The organism is Streptomyces atratus (genome assembly GCF_014648655.1).
Taxonomy (GTDB): Bacteria; Actinomycetota; Actinomycetes; order Streptomycetales; family Streptomycetaceae; genus Streptomyces; species Streptomyces atratus.
The window spans coordinates 80,412-96,237 of the sequence record NZ_BMRN01000012.1 but is presented as its reverse complement, the minus strand read 5'-3'; the positions used below and the strand labels follow the sequence as shown (position 1 = coordinate 96,237).

Below are 15,826 nucleotides of genomic sequence, written 5' to 3'. Positions count from 1 at the left end.
CACGCGGTCGAGCGGTGATTCGGGCGGGACGCCCGGTCGGGAGCCGTGCTCGGTCAGTCGGCTGTACGGGCGGACAGGTGCTCGTGGACCGCGGGCCAGCTGCCGTCGACGGCGCGGGCGAACACGATCGTCTCCCGCTCGTGGACGGTCTCCTCGCCGGCCCGGGTGGCGATCGTGGTCTCCACGTCGTGGCTGAGGACGGCCGTGGTGCCGTAGTGCTGGATCAGCTGTCCGGTCGAGGTGCAGCGCACGACGCGGAAGTCGTCCTGGGCCACCCACTGCTGCCACAGCGCGCGGTACTCGGCGGTGGAGCCGAGCCGCTGCGGGGTGGAGTGGAAGACGAACGTGGCGTCCGGGGCGAAGCAGCCGAAGTAGTCGTCGAGGCGGCCCTCGGCGAAGGCGGCGATCAGCGCGTCGGCGGCGGCCTGAACTTCCTGGACTTCCTGGACTTCCTGGACGGGGGTGGTGCTCATGTGCAACTCCTGGTTACGGGGGCGGGGCGTGCGCCGGAGAGCCGGGGCGTTCAGACCGCGGTGGCCGGTTCGGCGGCGACGGCCTCCTCGTCCGGGCCACCGGCGATGGGCAGAACCGCTGTGTCCGAGGCCCTGACGAATCGGGGGCCGTCCGGTCCGTACACACCGCGCGGCTCGGGAAAGACGGTGAGCAGGCCGAGGTAGACCACGGCCGCGAGGGCGAGACCGACAGGGAGGGAGATGTCCGCGCCGTTCGCGAGGTTGCCGAGCGGGCCGACGAACTGGCCGGGCAGGTTGGTGAACAGGAGCGCCACACCGGCGGAGATGAACCAGGTGGCCATCCCGCGCCAGTTCCAGCCGTGGTTGAACCAGTAGCGGCCACCGGTCTGGCGGCGGTTGAAGACCTGGAGCGCGTCCGCGTCGTACCAGCCGCGCCGGGTGACGTACCCGAGTGCCATCACGATCATCCACGGGGCGGTACAGGTGATGATCAGGGTCGCGAAGGTGGAGATGGACTGCGCGAGGTTGAGCGCGAAGCGGCCGATGAAGATGAAGGCGATCGACAGGGCGCCGATGAAGAACGTCGACTGCACCCGACTGAAGCGGGTGAAGACGCTCGAGACGTCGAGGCCGGTGCCGTACAGCGCGGTCGTGCCGGTCGACAGGCCACCGATCAGGGCGATCAGGCAGAGCGGCAGGAAGTACCAGTCGGGCGAGATGGCGAGCAGTCCGCCGACGTAGTTGGGCGCGGCCGGGTCGACGTACTTGGCGGCCTTGGACGCGATGATCGAGGCGGTGGCCAGGCCGAAGACGAAGGGCAGCAGTGTGGCGATCTGCGCGAGGAAGGCGGCGCCCATCACCCGGCGGCGGGGCGTCGTGGCCGGGATGTAGCGGGACCAGTCGCCGAGGAACGCGCCGAAGGAGACCGGGTTGGACAGCACGATCAGCGCGGCGCCGATGAACGACGGCCAGAACAGCGGGTCGGCGGTCGAGGTGAAGGTGCCCGCGTAGCCGGCGTCGAAGTCTCCCGCGAAGGCGAAGGCGCCGAGGACGAAGAGTGCCGATGCGGCGATCACCGCGATCTTGTTGACCATCAGCATGAAGCGGAAGCCGTAGATGCAGACCACCAGGACGAGCCCGGCGAAGATCGCATATGCAATGCCGTATGTCACATCGGATTCGGGTACGCCGGCGAGTCGGTGTGCGCCGCCGACGAGTGCGTCACCCGAGGACCACACCGAGATCGAGAAGAACGCGACCGCGGTGAGCAGCGAGAGGAACGAGCCGACGATCCGGCCGTGCACGCCCAGGTGGGCGGAGGAGGAGACGGCGTTGTTGGTGCCGTTGGCCGGACCGAACAGCGCCATCGGGGCGAGCAGCAGCGCACCGGCGACGAGACCGAGCAGCGTCGCCGCGAGTCCCTGCCAGAAGGAGAGGCCGAACAGGATCGGGAAGGCGCCCAGCACGCACGTCGCGAAGGTGTTGGCACCGCCGAAGGCGAGCCGGAAGAGGTCGATCGGACGGGCGGTGCGGTCGGCGTCGGGAATCCGCTCGACACCATTTGTCTCGACTTCGGTGATCGAAGCAGTCACGGGCGCTCCACCTCTTGTTCATGGGGACGGTCCCACAGTCTGTGGCTCCGGACGACGGTCGACAATTGTGCACATCACAGAGCACTAGGCTGATGTCTGTGGCCAGCAACAAACTCACCGTTGAGGATCTGCTCTCCTTCCCCGCTCTGCAGCTCTCCGTGAAGGCGGGCAGCAGTGGCCTGGGCCGCTCCGTGTCCTGGGCGCACGCCAGCGAACTCGCCGATCCGACGCCCTGGCTGCTGGGCGCCGAGGTGATCATGACGACGGGCCTTGCGGTCCCGCGTACCGCCGCCGGACAGCGCGCCTATCTGGAGCGGCTCGACGATGCCGGTGTCTCCGCGCTCGCCCTGTCTGCGCAATTGCACATGCCACCGTTGCACGACGCTTTCTTCCGGGCGGCCGAGGAGCGCGGCTTCCCGGTCCTGGAGGTCCCGCTCGCCGTCCCGTTCATCGCGGTCTCCCAGGAGGTCGCCGCCTCGGTCCAGGAGGACGCCAGGCACCGGCTCGGCGCCCAGCTCCAGGTCTTCGGCTCGCTGCGCTGGCTGGTCGCCGAGGATCTCGACACGCCGACGCTGCTGCGTCGGCTGGAGCGCCTCTCCGGTTACGACGTGTATCTGTGCACGCCCCAGGGGCGCCCCTTGCTGCCCGGCGTACCTGTGCCGGAGCCGGGCGTGCTGCCCGCCTCCGTGGACGCTCCGCCGACCGTCCCGGGCGGGTTCGTGCTGCCCGTGCCGGCGCCCGGGGGCCCGGCGGGATTCCTCGTCGCGTACGAGCGGGAGGGCGCCCAGCCCGCCGGGCTGGCCGTCGTCCAGCACATCGCCACGGTGGCGGCGCTGCGGGTCGCGATGGTGCGCAGCGAGCGCGAGACGCTACGCCGCGAGGGCGCGGAGACGCTGGCCGAACTCCTTCAGGAGGTACTGGACCCGGAGGCGGCCCGGCGCAGGCTCGCCCGGCATGCGATCGAGGGCGACACCGTGCTGATCGTGGTGCGGCAGACCACGGACGAGGCACTGCTGCGCTGCCTCCAGGACCATCCGCATCTGCTGCTCACCTGGGGCACGGACCGCTATGTCCTCGGGGCACCGCAGTTGGCCGTGGAGATCGGTGAACTGCCGGATGTGGCGGCCGGGATGAGCCGCCCGTTCCTGCCGGGTGCCGCGCTGCGGGTGGCTCAGCGCGAGGCGCTCTGGGCAGTCTCGAAGGCCGCCGAGTCGGGCCGCTCCGTGGTCCGCTACGGCGACGACTCCCTGGGCCGCTGGCTGCCCGACGACCCTGCGGTCCTGACCGCGCTGGTCGAGCATGTACTCGGCGAGGTCCTGCGCTACGACGAGGCCCATGACTCGCAGCTGCTGGTCTCGGTCCGCACGTGGATGGAGCGGGACCGCCGCACGGAGACGGCGGCGGCCGCGCTCCACATCCATCCCAACACCCTCGCCTACCGGCTGCGCCGCTTCGGCTCTCTGACCGACCGTGACATGGCATCGACGGGCGCCCTGGCGGAGGTCTGGCTGGCCATCCAGGCGGCGGGGGCACTGGGCCTGACCGACTGAGAGCGGCCAGCCGGACGGCAAGGACCGGACGGAGCCGGGGCACCCGGTCCGGTCACGGCACTAGGCTCGATGCCAGGGCCGGAACAAGGAACCCGGGAACGAGGAGGCACCGCGTGCCGGTGGAAGTCACCTGGTGGGGTCATGCCACCTGCACGATCGAGGACTCCGGGGTCCGTGTGCTGACCGATCCGCTCTTCGTACGGCGCTTCGCGCATCTGCGCCGTCGCCGCGGCGAGCTGCCCGGCCCCGAGGCCACGGTCGCCGATGTGGTGCTCGTCTCGCATCTTCACTCCGACCATCTGCATCTGCCGTCACTGGCCCGGCTCGCCCCCGGAAGCCGGCTGATCGTGCCGGTGGGTGCGGTGCGTTCCGTCCCGGGACTGCGGGTGTTGCGCTCGGTGCGCGGGCTGCGGATCACCGAGGTGGCACCGGGCGACGAGGTCCGGGTCGGCGAGGTGCTGGTACGGGCGGTTCCCGCACTGCACGACGGCAGGCGGCTGCCCTTGGGCCCGCACCGCTCCCCCGCGCTCGGCTATGTGGTCGAGGGCGAGGCACGGACGTATTTCGCCGGTGACACCGGGCTCTTCGACGACATGGCCCGGGCGGTGGGTCCGGTGGATGTGGCGCTGCTGCCGGTGGGCGGATGGGGTCCGTATCTGGGCCACAGCCATCTGGACGCGGGCCGGGCCGCGCAGGCGCTGGCCCGGCTGGCGCCGAGGTCGGCCGTGCCGGTGCACTACGGCACGTACTGGCCGATCGGCATGGACGGAGTCAGGCCGCACGAGTTCCACGCGCCCGGTGACGAGTTCGTCCGCAAGGCGGCGCTGCTGGCGCCGGAGGTAGCGGTGCACCGGCTGTCCCACGGCGAACATGTGCGGCCGGAGGCCGCCAGGTGATCCAGGAGGTCGTGAGGCAGCTGCCCCCGGAGTCGACGCAGCAGGCGGTGGGCTATCCGTCGCTGTTCCTGCTGGTGGCGCTGGGCGCGCTGGTGCCTGTGGTACCTACGGGTGCGCTGGTGAGTTCGGCCGCGGTGGTGGCGCTGCATCAGTCGTCGCCGTTCTCGCTGCTGATCGTCTTCGGGGTGGCGTCGGCTGCGGCGTTCCTCGGCGACATCTGTCTGTACTGGCTCGGCCGGCGCGGGGTGCGGTCGAAGAACGGTTCGAAGTGGCTGCGGGCGATCAGCGACCGGGCCGCCCCGGAGCGGCTGGCGCAGGCGCAGCAGAAGCTGGACGAGAACGGTGCGGTGGTGCTCGTGCTGTCGAGGCTGGTACCGGCGGGGCGGATTCCGGTGATGCTGGCCTGCCTGCTGGGGCGGATGCCGCTGCACCGGTTCGCCCGTGGGGATGTGCCGGCCTGTCTGGCGTGGGCGGCGACGTACCAGCTGATCGGCATTCTGGGCGGTTCGCTCTTCCCCGAGCCGTGGCAGGGTGTGGTCGCGGCGGTGGGTCTGACACTGCTGATCAGCGGGGCGCCCGCGGTGTGGCGCCGGATGCGGGCGCGGTTCGGTCACTGATCGTGCGGGGTTGTGAGCTGCTGTCGGTCTACTGAGCTGAAGTGCGTTGTGGTGAGCAGGAGTGAGTCCTGTCGGCGGCTTCGCCGGGCGGGAACGGTAGTTCTGGGGCCGAACGGGTGGCCTTGGCGGTGCTGCTCGTCGGGCAGGTGGCCACAACGGACCACGCCCCTGGAGGCGCGCCGCCGAACGGGACGAGAAAGCGGCAACCCAGCGCATCCCACACCGTTCGGGATGCGCCCAGAACGCAGCAGTGGGTCCAGGACTCACTTACGCACACTGGTGAGGAACGGTTCCGGTTCGAGCATGCGGGAGCCGCCGATCGGCAGGTCCCAGAGCCGTTCGCGGGGGTGTCCGGCCCGCTGCCAGGCGGTGCGCAGTCGGGTCAGCGGTTCGAGTACGGGCTCCGCCGAGAGCAGGAAGGTGGCCCAGTGCATCGGCGCCATCGCGCGGGCGCCAAGGTCCTCGTACGCCTGCACGGCCTCCTCCGGATCGGTGTGTACGCCACCGAGCCACCAGCGCGGTTCGTACGCCCCGATCGGCAGCAGGGTCAGATCGATGCCCGGGTACCGGCGGCCGATCTCGCCGAACCAGTGCCCGTACCCGCTGTCCCCGGCGAAGTGGATCCGCTGCCCGTCGCGGCCGGTATCGATGATCCAGCCGCCCCACAAGGAGCGACAGGTGTCGGTGAGGGTCCGCTTGGACCAGTGGTGGGCGGGCACGAAATCGAAGCGCACGCCGTTCAGCTGGGCCGACTCCCACCAGTCGAGTTCGGTGACGCAGGTGAAGCGGCGACGGCGGCACCAGCGGCCGAGCCCGGCGGGCACGAACAGCGGGGTGTCCTTGGGCAGTCTGTGCAGAGTAGGGGCGTCGAGGTGGTCGTAGTGGTTGTGGCTGATGACGACGGCGTCGACGGGCGGGAGGTCCTCCCAGCGGACGCCGACCGGTGTGATCCTGGCCGGGGTGCCGAGGATGCGACGGGACCAGACGGGGTCGGTGAGGACGGTCAGCCCGCCGGTGCGCACGATCCAGCTGGCGTGTCCGGCCCAGGTCACGGATGTGGTGCCGGCGGGGGTGGCGGGCAGGGGTTCGGGTGCGTACGGGAGCCGGTGGATGCCGCGCAGTCCCTCCGCGTCGGGCCGCAGGGCACGGTCACGAGCCAGCCGAGACATGCCCATGACACCCGGGAGGGGTGCGGTGAGCCGGTCGGCGAAGGTCTTCGGCCAGACCCGGAGCTCGCCGAGCGGACGCGGTTCGACGACCTCGCCGCGGGAGGCACGGTGCGGGTGCGCGGTCCCGGGGAGGGAGCGCTCGGTCTGTTCCGTCATCGAGAGACTCCCGTCTCGGAGTTCGGCACCGGAGTTGTCCGGGGTCATCGGGGTCATCGGGGTGATTCGGAGTTTGTCCGGAGTCGGTTCGGCATCTCGGTTCGGCATCTCGGTTCGTCATCGGAGTTCGTCGAGGGCCTCTCCGAAAATGCTCAGGGCTTGAGCCACATGCGGCAATTCCAGGGGCGCCACAGCGGTGAGGGACTCCATCTGTTGTTCCGGGGTCGACCCGAGGAGCGTCCCGGTGCCCAGCCGTACGCGCAGCGCCCCCAGTTCGTCGCCGAACCGGTGGCCGCCGGGCGCCGGTGCGCCGAGGCGTTCCGTCAGGTACTCCTCCAGTTCGAGCGAGTCGGCGACCCCTCGACTCGCGAGCCGGGACCTGAGCGGCCCGAGGTCGGCGTAGAGATGGCGGCCGGCCTGCGGGGGTCTGGCCAGCGCGCCCGATGCCAGGACCGCGCGGTGGGCCGCTGCCGCGACCTGCGCCTGGAGCGCGGCGGACCGGCGGACCCGGTCCGTGACGGAGTCCGGTTCGCGCAGCGCGTGGGCGGCGGCCATGGCGACGGGGCCCGCGACGTGCGCGCCGAGTGCGGTGAGGCTGTCGAGGGTACGGGCATGGCGCACCGCCGCCCGCTCGGTGTCCGGGAACCGGGCGACCGCGACCGGCCAGGCGGACGGCGTCAGCGCACCGGCGAGATCACAGACGACCGTGACATCGTCGGGGCACATTTCGGCCGGACTGAGCAGGACCGTGTCGTGCGGCCGGTGCAGGGTGTCGCGCCAGGTCTCGTCGCTGACGATGTGCAGCCCTTCGGCGACCGCCGCCTCGCACGCCTCGCGCACGAGTTCCGGCGGGGCGACGGTGGCGGTCGGGTCGTCGACGACGCAGATCAGCAGCAGCCGGGGTCTGCCTCCCTCGGCGCGCACCCTGCGTACGGTCTCCAGCAGCGCGTACGGATCGGGCACGCCGCCGCACTCGGCCGGGGTCGGCACATGATAGGCGGGCCTGCCCAGCAGCCTGGCCTGCGGAATCCAGGTGGCTGGGCAGGGGCGCGGCATGAGCACGTCGCCACCGTGCGCGGCGATCAGCGCGAGCAGCAGCGGCGAGGCGCCCGGGGCGGCGGCGATGTTCTCCGGGCCGCCGTGCAGTCCGCGCCGCTCCCAGTAGGCGGTCGCGGCCTCGCGCAGGGCCTCGCCGCCACCGGTCGGTTCGGGTTCGCTGCGGCCGGCCGCGGCGGCGAGCACCTCGGCCAGCTCGGGCAGGACGGGCAGGACGGGATCGGGTGCGGGCGGCCCGTACCGGACAGGGCCGCGGTCCTCCCGTACGGAACCCGCACCACTCCCGTCCTTCTCACTGCGCCCCGCCCGTCCGGTCCGCTCGGTCCGCTTCCGCGCCATCCGGGCCTCCTTCGCCGCCGCCCCGTCGTCTCGCACTCAGGGCCCTTTATACGAGGGTTCGGCCGACCGCGCCCGCCCAACGGAGCCGTCGAGGCGGCCGCCCGGCGGCGGGCCATGGGTAACGGCAGAGGGAGGCGCCCTCAGCCCGCGAAGGCCGACCCGGGCATCCCGTGCCCCGCGTCCGGCAGCACCAGCAGCGAACCGGACAGCGGATGCGGAGCGGCGAGCCCCGTGCGGGCCGAGGTGATGTAGAGGTCGCGCAGGTCCCTGCCCCCGAAGGCGCAGGCCGTCGGGCGCTGTACGGGGAGTTCGACGATCCGGTCCAGGGTGCCGTCGGCCGTGTAGCGGCGCACCGCGGCGCCGTCCCACAGAGCGACCCAGACGGCTCCCCGGGCGTCGACCGTCAGCCCGTCGGGGAATCCCGCACCCTGCTCGACGGTGGCGAACGGGCGTCGGTTCACGGCGTGTCGACCGTCGAAGTCGAAGACGTCGATACGGCGCGTGGGCGTGTCGATGAAATACATCAGCCGCCCGTCCGGACTCCACCCGATGCCGTTGCCGCAGGCCACGACGGGCAGCACCGGGGTGACCGCGCCGTCGGCTGCGACGCGGGCGAGGCTGCCGCCACTCTCCGCGCCGTCGTAGCGCATGGTGCCCGCCCACAGCGCCCCGTCCGGAGCGACCGCCGCGTCATTGCCGCGGCGTCCTGGCTCCGGGTCGTGGACCAGCCAGTGGAAGGCGCCGTCGGGGTCGTACAGGCCGATGCCGTCGCGCAGATTGACCACGAGTCCGCCACCGGCGCGCGGCTTGGCGGCTCCGACGTGCTGTTCGGTGGCCATCACCGTACGGCGGCCGCTCACCGGATCGTAGGTGTGCACGCGGGCGGAGACGATGTCGACCCAGATCAGCCGACCGGTGACGGGATCCCAGGTCGGTCCCTCGCCGAGCTCCGCGCGCTCATGTACGGCAACATCCAGGCGTGTGGTGGTCACTGCTGCCCCTCGTGGTGTCCGAGCCGGCCGGAGAGCGCATCGGCACCGCCGACAGCGAGGCTCGCCGGTTCCTCCTCGCGCTCCTCGGTCCAGCGGATCATGGGTACGGATTATGGAGAGCGCGGCGACGACGCTGCCCGTACGGTCCCGTACCGGCGCGGCCACACAGCTGACATCGGGGTCGGACTCACGGCGCTCCACCGCGACTCCCCGCTCGCGCACCGAAGCGAGCACGGTCCTCAGATCGTCTTCGTCCGTGTCCGCCTCGGCGACGCAGACGATGTCGGTGTCGGTGTCGGTGTCGGTGTCGGTGTCGGTGTCGGTGTCGGTGTCGTCCAGGATCGCCACCTGGACGGTCTCCCCGCAGGTCCCGGCGACCTCGCGGGCCACCTGCCTGTCCTCGGCAGCGAGGTCGAGCTGCTCGGCGTACCGACTGCCGAGCCGGTACGTACGCCCCCCGGGGCAGTGGCGCCCCGGCTGGTCCGCGACCGGCACCGGGCAGGAACGGGCCGCGAGGGTGGTGAGCAATTCATGGACGGTGGTACGCGGCAGCTGGAACTTGCGGATGACCTCCGGGGCAAAGAGCGTTCCGTCGCCGTGGTGGAAGAGCTCGAGTACGTCCAAAGCCCTGGTCACCGCGGGGACCGGTCGCCCCATGGCCGTGCACCCATCTCTCGCGTTCGACACTCCGGCCGATGACCGGAATCACGAACACAGCGTAATCGGGTGGCACTTGCCGCGACAATGCCGGTGACCTCGGGTGAGGTCAGGCCCGTCGGCCGAGGAGCGCGAGCAGTTCGGTCTGCGGATCGGCGTCCGCGGGGGTCTCGACGGGCGGAGCGAACAGGCCGCTCTGCGAGAGGTCCTTCGCATACGGTCCGACCTCGCGGCGCGTGAACGCGACCAGTTGTGCGGGCAGCCGCTCGTCGGCACCGATGGCCCGGGACAGGTCCCAGGCGTGCACCACCGCGTCGGCCACCATCTGCGCACAGTAGGCGTCGGCGGCGCTGTTCCCGTACGACAGGTTCACCGTCCGCTCCAGGGCGCCGGGCGCCTCGAACGCCCGGCGCGCCCCGTCCGCCGCCCGGTCCCACACGGCTACGGGGTCGTCACCCAGCACATCGCCGTCGAAGGCGTCACCGACCTCGGCGACGGTGCGGCCCTCGGTGAGCAGGGGCGGCACCCAGAGCTGCTCGGAGGCGAGATGGGTGACCAGATCACGGACGGTCCATTCGATGCACGGCGTCGGTGCGGACCACTGGCCGTCGCGTACGGCATGCACCCGGTCCGTGAAGAGCCGGAGCGCCTCGCCGTGGCGGTCGAGAATTTCGCCGGTGGGGACAGATGCCATGGGGTCCACTCTCCCCGGCCCGTGACGGGTGCGCGAGCGCGCCTCCTGGTTCGGCGCGTCCGGGCGGGGTATTCGCTGTCCCATGTCTGCACCACGCCGTACCCCGTTCACCGGCCGGTCGTCCACCGCACTGCGCGACTGGCTGCGCCGCCGTGATCTCGCCGTGTTCCATGGCCTGGCCCACCGGAACTGGCCGGGCGCCGAGCCCGTGCTGCCACGACTGAGCCGCAGCGCCGATCATGGGCTGCTGTGGTTCGGTGCCGCTGCGGGCCTGGCGGCGCTGGGCGGCAGTGCCCGGGCCCGGCGGGCCGCGCTGCGCGGGATCGCCTCGCTCGCCGTGGCGTCGGCCGCGATCAACACCATCGGCAAGGGCGCGGTGCGCAGGGAGCGTCCGCTGCTGGACGCCGTACCGGTGATCCGTCAGCTCAGGCGTCAGCCGTTCACCACGTCCTTCCCTTCCGGGCACGCCGCGTCGGCCGCGGCCTTCGCCACGGGTGTCGCCCTCGAATCGAAGGGCTGGGGTGCGGTGGTCGCACCGCTCGCCGCGGCCGTCGCCGCCTCCCGCGTCTACACCGGAGTCCACTATCCGAGCGATGTGCTGGCCGGTGCGGTGGTCGGCGCGGGGGCCGCGCTGGCGCTGCGCGGTGTCGTACCGACCCGCGGACAGCTCCCGGCACCGGGCCGCCCGCCCGGCCACGCGCCCGCGCTGCCGGCCGGCGAGGACCTGGTGGTCGTCGTCAACGAGGAATCGGGCACGGCGACCGCGACGGCCTCGCTGGTACGCAATGCGCTGCCGCGCGCCGAGGTGGTGGAGTGCGCCCCCGAGGAGCTCTCGGCCGAGCTGGAGAAGGCGGCGCGACGGGGCCGGGCGCTGGGGATCTGCGGTGGGGACGGCACGGTCAACCGGGCCGCGGCCGTCGCCGCCGCGCACGGTCTGCCACTCGCCGTGTTCCCGGGCGGGACGCTGAACCACTTCGCCTACGACCTGGGCATCGAGACCGTGGACGACGTCTGCGCCGCGCTGACCGCGGGCGATGCGGTCCGGGTCGACCTCGGCCGATTCCGGCCGGGACCCGAGGGGCCCGATGGTGGGCACGGCTGCTTTCTCAACGCCTTCAGCCTGGGCGTCTATCCGGAATTGGTACGGAACCGTGAGCGCTGGGCCCCACGTATCGGGGGCTGGCCGGCGGGCTTGGTCGCGGCATGGGAGGTGCTGCGTGGCGAGCGTCCGCTGGAGGCGGAGCTGGAGGGTCGGCGGCGCCCGCTGTGGCTGCTGTTCGTGGGCAACGGCCTGTTCCAGCGGGTGGGTCCGGCACCCGGCCGCCGGCACAATCTCGCGGACGGCCTGCTGGACGTACGGGTGGTGCACGGCGGACGCACGCCGGGCCTGCGCCTGCTCGCGGCAGCCGTCGCGGGCCCGCTGACCCGCTCGCCCGTCCATGCGGCACAACGGCGCCGGAGGGTGCGGATCACCGGCCTGAAGCCCGGCACACCCTATGCGTACGACGGCGAGGTGGCGTACAGCCGATGTGAGTTGGTGATCGACAAGCTTCCGGAGGCACTGACGGCGTACTGCCCGATGCCGGCGTAGAGAGCGTCCGGTAATCAGCCACGCGCAAGCGAACAAGGGGCGGCCGACTGTGGGTTGGCCGCCCTTCCGCACGCCGGCCAACCCAAGGCTCGTCCATATAACAAGACGCACATCTCATCATTCGGCATTCGAGCGTACGGTGACCGTACCGATCAGCGCTTCGCGGTTCGCATGTCGCGCTCTGCGTTTCGAGAAAGGATCCACGGCCATGCCGAAGGAGACCGCCGTCTACACCCACGGCCACCACGAGTCGGTGCTGCGCTCGCACCGCTGGCGCACCGCCGCCAACTCCGCGGCCTATCTGATCGACGAACTCCGCCCCGGCATGACCGTGTTGGACGTCGGCTGCGGCCCCGGCACCATCACCGCGGATCTGGCCGCACTGGTCGCCCCCGGCCGGGTGACCGCCGTCGACACCACCCGGGAGATCCTGGACCGGGCGGCCGAGGTCGCGACCGAACGCGGCCTGGACAACGTCGAGTTCACCACCGCCGATGTCCATGCTCTGGACTTCCCCGACGACTCCTTCGATGTCGTCCATGCCCATCAGGTGCTCCAGCACGTGGGCGACCCGGTGCAGGCGCTGCGCGAGATGCGGCGCGTCTGCCGCCCCGGCGGTATCGTCGCGGCCCGCGACAGCGACTACGCGGCGATGACCTGGTACCCCGAGGTACCGGGCATGGACGACTGGCAGGAACTGTACGGGCGGGTGGCCCGCGCCAACGGCGGCGAGCCGGACGCGGGCCGCCGGCTGCTCTCCTGGGCCCGCCGGGCCGGCTTCACCGACATCACCCCGACCGCCGGCAACTGGTGCTTCGCCACCCCGGAGAGCCGCGCCTGGTGGAGCGGCCTGTGGGCGGACCGTACGGTCGGCTCGGTGTACGCGAAGCTGGCCGTGGACGGCGGCCATGCGAGTACCGAGGAGCTGACCGCGATCGCCGCGGCCTGGCGCGAGTGGGGCGCACCGGACGACGCCTGGTTCATGGTCCCGCACGGCGAGGTGCTCTGCCGGGCCTGAGCACCGCCAACTACCCTTGCCCGTATGGACATTCTGGGAACCACGCTGCGTATCTGCGTCGACGACCTGGAGGCCGCGGTGGCCTTCTACGAGGACCTCACGGCCAGTTCTGCGCTCCGCTTCGAGCGCGGCGGAGTCTCGGTCGCCGCGATCAGCTGCTTTCTGCTGATGAGCGGCCCGGAGCCGGAGCTGGAGATCCTGCGCAAGGTGACGGCGACGATCGCGGTCAAGGATGTCGACGAGGCCCACGCCTCCCTCACCCGCGTCGGCGCCCGGATCCTCGCAGGCCCCGTACCGACGCCGGTGGGCCGCAATCTGATCGCGGTGCATCCGGACGGCTCGGTCTTCGAGTACGTCGACCGGAACCTGACCGTCTGACCCGCGGCACCCGGCCCGCGGCCGCCCGCCCCGCGCCGGTCGAGGCGGACGCGGGCCGGGCGGCTTTCGCCATCAAGTCCTGGGGCGCATCCGGTAGTTGTAACTGTCCGGCAGCGGCTCGTCGGTGAGCTCGGCCCACACCTCGTCCAGGATTTCCGCACCCTCGCGCAGATCCGCGACCTCGAAGCCCTCGTCGAAAACGGCCCGGGCGGCGGCGCGGTCGCCCTCGGCGATCAGCAGCCGGGCCTCCAACAGGCGGAAGCGGCCGCGCCGTCGGACCGCCGCGCGCAGGCCGGCCCACACCGTCCGGGCCGCTTCGGGGCGCCCTGCCGTCAGCAGTGCCTCCATCGCCTCGCGGCCGAGCGCCGCCGTGGCGGACGTCCAGACGTCGCCGTCGTCGCGACGTTCCGCGCACAGGTCGTCGAACGCCTCGGTGTAGAGGTCGGCCGCCCGGTCCCACTGGCCGCCCTCCTCGGCGGCGACGGCGAGGCAGCGCAGCAGCGGCCAGCGGGACGGGGCGAGGGCCAGTCCGCGTTCCCAGCTGCGGACCGCCTGGGCGCGGTCGCCGGCGTGCCACTGGGCGACTCCGAGGTGATACTCCGTGAGAGGTTCGGCCAAGGCCGTCTCCAGCATGTCGCGCCAGTGCGGGGAGACCAGGGAGGGGCCGGGCGGGGCCACCCTGCACGGTTCGGGGAAAGCACCCTGGTCCAGCAACTCCAGCCAGGGTGCTTGTTGTTCGCCAAGGGTCGACTCGGCGAATGGTGTGCCGGGGAGCTTGTACTTGCCGCGCCGGACTTCGAGGGCGCCCCAGCCGGATCCGGTGGCGAGCGGCTCACCGGGTTCGTTGTCGGCGCAGGGGCGCCAGGCGGCGTACGCGGCGTCGACATCCGCGCGCGGCAGCGCCTCGGCGAGCCGCCGCTCGGTCTCGGCGCGGGCCGCCGTCCAGTCGTCGCCGTGCACGGCCCGGGGGTCCGCGGACAGCGGTCCGTACGACTCCAGCCAGCTGAACTCGGCGCCCGGTTCGAGGGGGATGTGTTCCAGCTGGGTGCGGGCGAGTCCGGCCTGGATCTCGGCGTATCCGACGGTGCCGGGCTCGGTGAGCCACTCCTGCCAGCGGCGCCCGCCCGGGGCGCTGCCCCACAGGAACAGCTTTCGGCCGCGCAGCAGATCGGTCGACGTCTGGACGAGTCCGTGGCCGTCCTCGTCGAGGGAGGCGATCCAGCGACGGGCGCCTTCGGGCACCTCGTAGAAGTAGTCGGCGGGGAAGTCGCCGCGCAGCGGGTACGTACGGTCGACGGAGCCGGTCTCGGGGACCGGGACCCGGGTCAGGGTCCGCTCGTAGCCGAAGTGCCATGCCTCGTCGGCCGGGGCCAGGACGCGGGTGCGCTCGCCCTCGGGTACGGCGATGTTGGACCACCAGTAGACGGGTGCGGTGTGTTCGTGCGGGTTGCGTATCCGTACGCCGACGTGCAGGAAGTCGGAATCCTCGGGCAGCCAGAGGTCCACCTGGAACGGCAGGTCGCGCAGTCGTTCCCACTCCCAGAGGCGGACCATTTCACCGCCGTCGGGTGCGGGCACCCGGGCTGCGTGGACCGGGGCGCAGGACAGTGTGGTGTGGCCCGTGGCGCCGATGTTCCATTCGATGCCGCCGGAGAACCAGGCGCCGTTGAGCGCGAAGTCGGCGGGCTGCAGGACGGGGTTGGTGTAGAGGAGTTCGCGGCCGGTCGGCTTGTGGTGGAGGGAGTGGATGCGGCCACCGAGCCCGGGCAGCACGGTGGCCCGCAGCCGGTCGTTCTCGATGATGATCGCGTCCAGTCCGGTGGGGACGCGTTCGCGCCCGTACCCGTCGAGGATGCGGACCGGGAGCACGGTGGCCAGTGGTTCGTAGCCGATCTGGCGTGCCATGTCACGTGGCAGTCCGGCCCGGTCGCGGTCGTCGACGACATGCATCTCGTCGAGCGGCCGCAGTGCGGGCAGCGGGTTCTCCGGGCCCAGTGGTGCGGCAGGCAGAGTCAGTACGGCACGTCGTACGGTCGTGGCCAAGGCAACCTCGCTCCCTCACACGGGCCGCCGCGGGTCCGGGCGCCCCCGATGACCATGGAACACGCTGGACAGCGGCCCGGCCAGGGGCGTCGCCGTCAGACTTCGGCAAAAGTCCACCGAGGCGGCGGCCGGGGTCACCCTCCACGCAATGCCCCCGGGGCCGCCGCCCCCGCGATAATTCGCGTGCGCCCCGTCCTCACCGCCGTAACCTTGGCCCTCGACGGTTCACCAGCGGAATGCGGAGCGGGAAACACGATGAGCACGCAGCACACCTACCGAGTGATCGTGCGCGGTACCTGGGAAGGGCTGACGGACGAGGCGCGCGCCCGGCTCCTGTCCGAGGTGGACCTGCACGGACTGAGCGCGATGCAGTTCACCGAGGAGGGCTCGCTGACGTACGACCGTGTGCTCAAGCATTTCAGCTTCCGGTTCGTGGTCGTGTCGGACGCCGGGGACGGCGAGGAGATGGCATCCGCGATCGCCGAGGACCGGGCCGAGAAGCTGCTGAAGGAGCAGGGGTACGGCCATGGCGAACTGCGGTCCACGGCGACGGACATGGACACCATGAAGATCAACTACAAGGGGCGGCGCGGCTGAGCGGTGGC

The 15,826-nt window shown here is 71.8% G+C and carries 14 protein-coding genes and 2 pseudogenes; 7 read left to right on the top strand and 9 right to left on the bottom strand.

Annotated features, from left to right (window positions below; translation table 11 throughout):
* Positions 1-53 precede the first annotated feature (53 nt).
* Positions 54-473, bottom strand: coding sequence for a YybH family protein (locus IEZ15_RS21300; RefSeq protein WP_189278931.1), 420 nt, complete (start codon positions 471-473; stop codon positions 54-56).
* Positions 474-523: 50 nt separating this feature from the next.
* Positions 524-2,065: a purine-cytosine permease family protein gene (locus IEZ15_RS21295; RefSeq protein WP_189278930.1), complete on the bottom strand. Its 1,542-nt coding sequence runs from the start codon at positions 2,063-2,065 to the stop codon at positions 524-526.
* A gap of 98 nt (positions 2,066-2,163) precedes the next feature.
* Between IEZ15_RS21295 and IEZ15_RS21290 the strand changes: the two genes are divergently transcribed.
* The 3 genes from IEZ15_RS21290 to IEZ15_RS21280 all read left to right on the top strand — a co-directional run bounded on the left by IEZ15_RS21290 (position 2,164) and on the right by IEZ15_RS21280 (position 5,128).
* A complete protein-coding gene (locus tag IEZ15_RS21290; protein ID WP_189278929.1) occupies positions 2,164-3,615 on the top strand; it encodes a PucR family transcriptional regulator in 1,452 nt (483 codons plus the stop codon).
* A 113-nt stretch (positions 3,616-3,728) separates the two neighbouring features.
* Entirely contained in the window at positions 3,729-4,511 is a 783-nt protein-coding gene (locus IEZ15_RS21285) for an MBL fold metallo-hydrolase (protein WP_189278928.1), read from the top strand.
* Positions 4,508-5,128 carry a DedA family protein gene (locus IEZ15_RS21280; RefSeq protein WP_114247640.1) on the top strand — a complete coding sequence of 207 codons (621 nt, stop codon included), beginning with the start codon at positions 4,508-4,510 and terminating at the stop codon, positions 5,126-5,128. Before IEZ15_RS21285 ends, IEZ15_RS21280 begins: the two co-directional genes overlap by 4 nt.
* A gap of 263 nt (positions 5,129-5,391) precedes the next feature.
* On the opposite strand, the gene IEZ15_RS21275 is transcribed toward IEZ15_RS21280, so the two are convergent.
* The 6 genes and pseudogenes from IEZ15_RS21275 to IEZ15_RS21255 all read right to left on the bottom strand — a co-directional run bounded on the left by IEZ15_RS21275 (position 5,392) and on the right by IEZ15_RS21255 (position 10,191).
* Positions 5,392-6,453: an MBL fold metallo-hydrolase gene (locus tag IEZ15_RS21275; protein WP_189278927.1), complete on the bottom strand. Its 1,062-nt coding sequence runs from the start codon at positions 6,451-6,453 to the stop codon at positions 5,392-5,394.
* Between the two features lie 117 nt (positions 6,454-6,570).
* Positions 6,571-7,848, bottom strand: a complete 1,278-nt coding sequence (locus IEZ15_RS21270) for an aminotransferase class I/II-fold pyridoxal phosphate-dependent enzyme (protein ID WP_189278926.1) — start codon at positions 7,846-7,848, stop codon at positions 6,571-6,573.
* Between the two features lie 140 nt (positions 7,849-7,988).
* Complete coding sequence (locus tag IEZ15_RS21265; RefSeq protein WP_189278925.1) at positions 7,989-8,840, bottom strand: SMP-30/gluconolactonase/LRE family protein; 852 nt, start codon at positions 8,838-8,840, stop codon at positions 7,989-7,991.
* Positions 8,837-9,083: pseudogene (locus IEZ15_RS47085) on the bottom strand (IclR family transcriptional regulator domain-containing protein); the annotation flags it as partial. The pseudogene IEZ15_RS47085 and the gene IEZ15_RS21265, both read right to left, overlap by 4 nt.
* Before the next feature lie 81 nt (positions 9,084-9,164).
* A pseudogene (locus IEZ15_RS47080) lies at positions 9,165-9,497 on the bottom strand (helix-turn-helix domain-containing protein); the annotation flags it as partial.
* A 109-nt stretch (positions 9,498-9,606) separates the two neighbouring features.
* On the bottom strand, positions 9,607-10,191 hold the full coding sequence (locus IEZ15_RS21255) for a TIGR03086 family metal-binding protein (protein ID WP_189278924.1): 585 nt from the start codon (positions 10,189-10,191) through the stop codon (positions 9,607-9,609).
* Between the two features lie 82 nt (positions 10,192-10,273).
* On the opposite strand from IEZ15_RS21255, the gene IEZ15_RS21250 reads away from it, so the two are divergent.
* From IEZ15_RS21250 to IEZ15_RS21240, 3 genes are all read left to right on the top strand, one after another.
* Positions 10,274-11,782, top strand: a complete 1,509-nt coding sequence (locus IEZ15_RS21250) for a bifunctional phosphatase PAP2/diacylglycerol kinase family protein (protein ID WP_189278923.1) — start codon at positions 10,274-10,276, stop codon at positions 11,780-11,782.
* Between the two features lie 208 nt (positions 11,783-11,990).
* Entirely contained in the window at positions 11,991-12,800 is an 810-nt protein-coding gene (locus IEZ15_RS21245; protein ID WP_189278922.1) for a class I SAM-dependent methyltransferase, read from the top strand.
* Between the two features lie 24 nt (positions 12,801-12,824).
* The gene (locus IEZ15_RS21240; RefSeq protein ID WP_114247633.1) at positions 12,825-13,178 is read left to right on the top strand and encodes a VOC family protein; all 354 of its coding nucleotides are present in this window, start codon (positions 12,825-12,827) and stop codon (positions 13,176-13,178) included.
* 72 nt (positions 13,179-13,250) lie between these two features.
* On the opposite strand, the gene IEZ15_RS21235 is transcribed toward IEZ15_RS21240, so the two are convergent.
* Entirely contained in the window at positions 13,251-15,221 is a 1,971-nt protein-coding gene (locus IEZ15_RS21235) for a DUF5107 domain-containing protein (RefSeq protein WP_189278921.1), read from the bottom strand.
* 255 nt (positions 15,222-15,476) lie between these two features.
* Between IEZ15_RS21235 and IEZ15_RS21230 the strand changes: the two genes are divergently transcribed.
* The gene (locus IEZ15_RS21230; RefSeq protein ID WP_189278920.1) at positions 15,477-15,818 is read left to right on the top strand and encodes a DUF6204 family protein; all 342 of its coding nucleotides are present in this window, start codon (positions 15,477-15,479) and stop codon (positions 15,816-15,818) included.
* The last annotated feature ends 8 nt before the right edge of the window (positions 15,819-15,826 follow it).

Excerpts from the sequence above, each read along its gene's own strand:
- IEZ15_RS21300 (WP_189278931.1), bottom strand. The coding sequence starts at position 473 with ATGAGCACCACCCCCGTCCAGGAAGTCCAGGAAGTCCAGGAAGTTCAG.
- IEZ15_RS21275 (WP_189278927.1), bottom strand. The coding sequence starts at position 6,453 with ATGACGGAACAGACCGAGCGCTCCCTCCCCGGGACCGCGCACCCGCAC.
- IEZ15_RS21270 (WP_189278926.1), bottom strand. The coding sequence starts at position 7,848 with ATGGCGCGGAAGCGGACCGAGCGGACCGGACGGGCGGGGCGCAGTGAG.
- IEZ15_RS21255 (WP_189278924.1), bottom strand. The coding sequence starts at position 10,191 with ATGGCATCTGTCCCCACCGGCGAAATTCTCGACCGCCACGGCGAGGCG.
- IEZ15_RS21250 (WP_189278923.1), top strand. The coding sequence starts at position 10,274 with ATGTCTGCACCACGCCGTACCCCGTTCACCGGCCGGTCGTCCACCGCA.
- IEZ15_RS21245 (WP_189278922.1), top strand. The coding sequence starts at position 11,991 with ATGCCGAAGGAGACCGCCGTCTACACCCACGGCCACCACGAGTCGGTG.
- IEZ15_RS21240 (WP_114247633.1), top strand. The coding sequence starts at position 12,825 with ATGGACATTCTGGGAACCACGCTGCGTATCTGCGTCGACGACCTGGAG.
- IEZ15_RS21230 (WP_189278920.1), top strand. The coding sequence starts at position 15,477 with ATGAGCACGCAGCACACCTACCGAGTGATCGTGCGCGGTACCTGGGAA.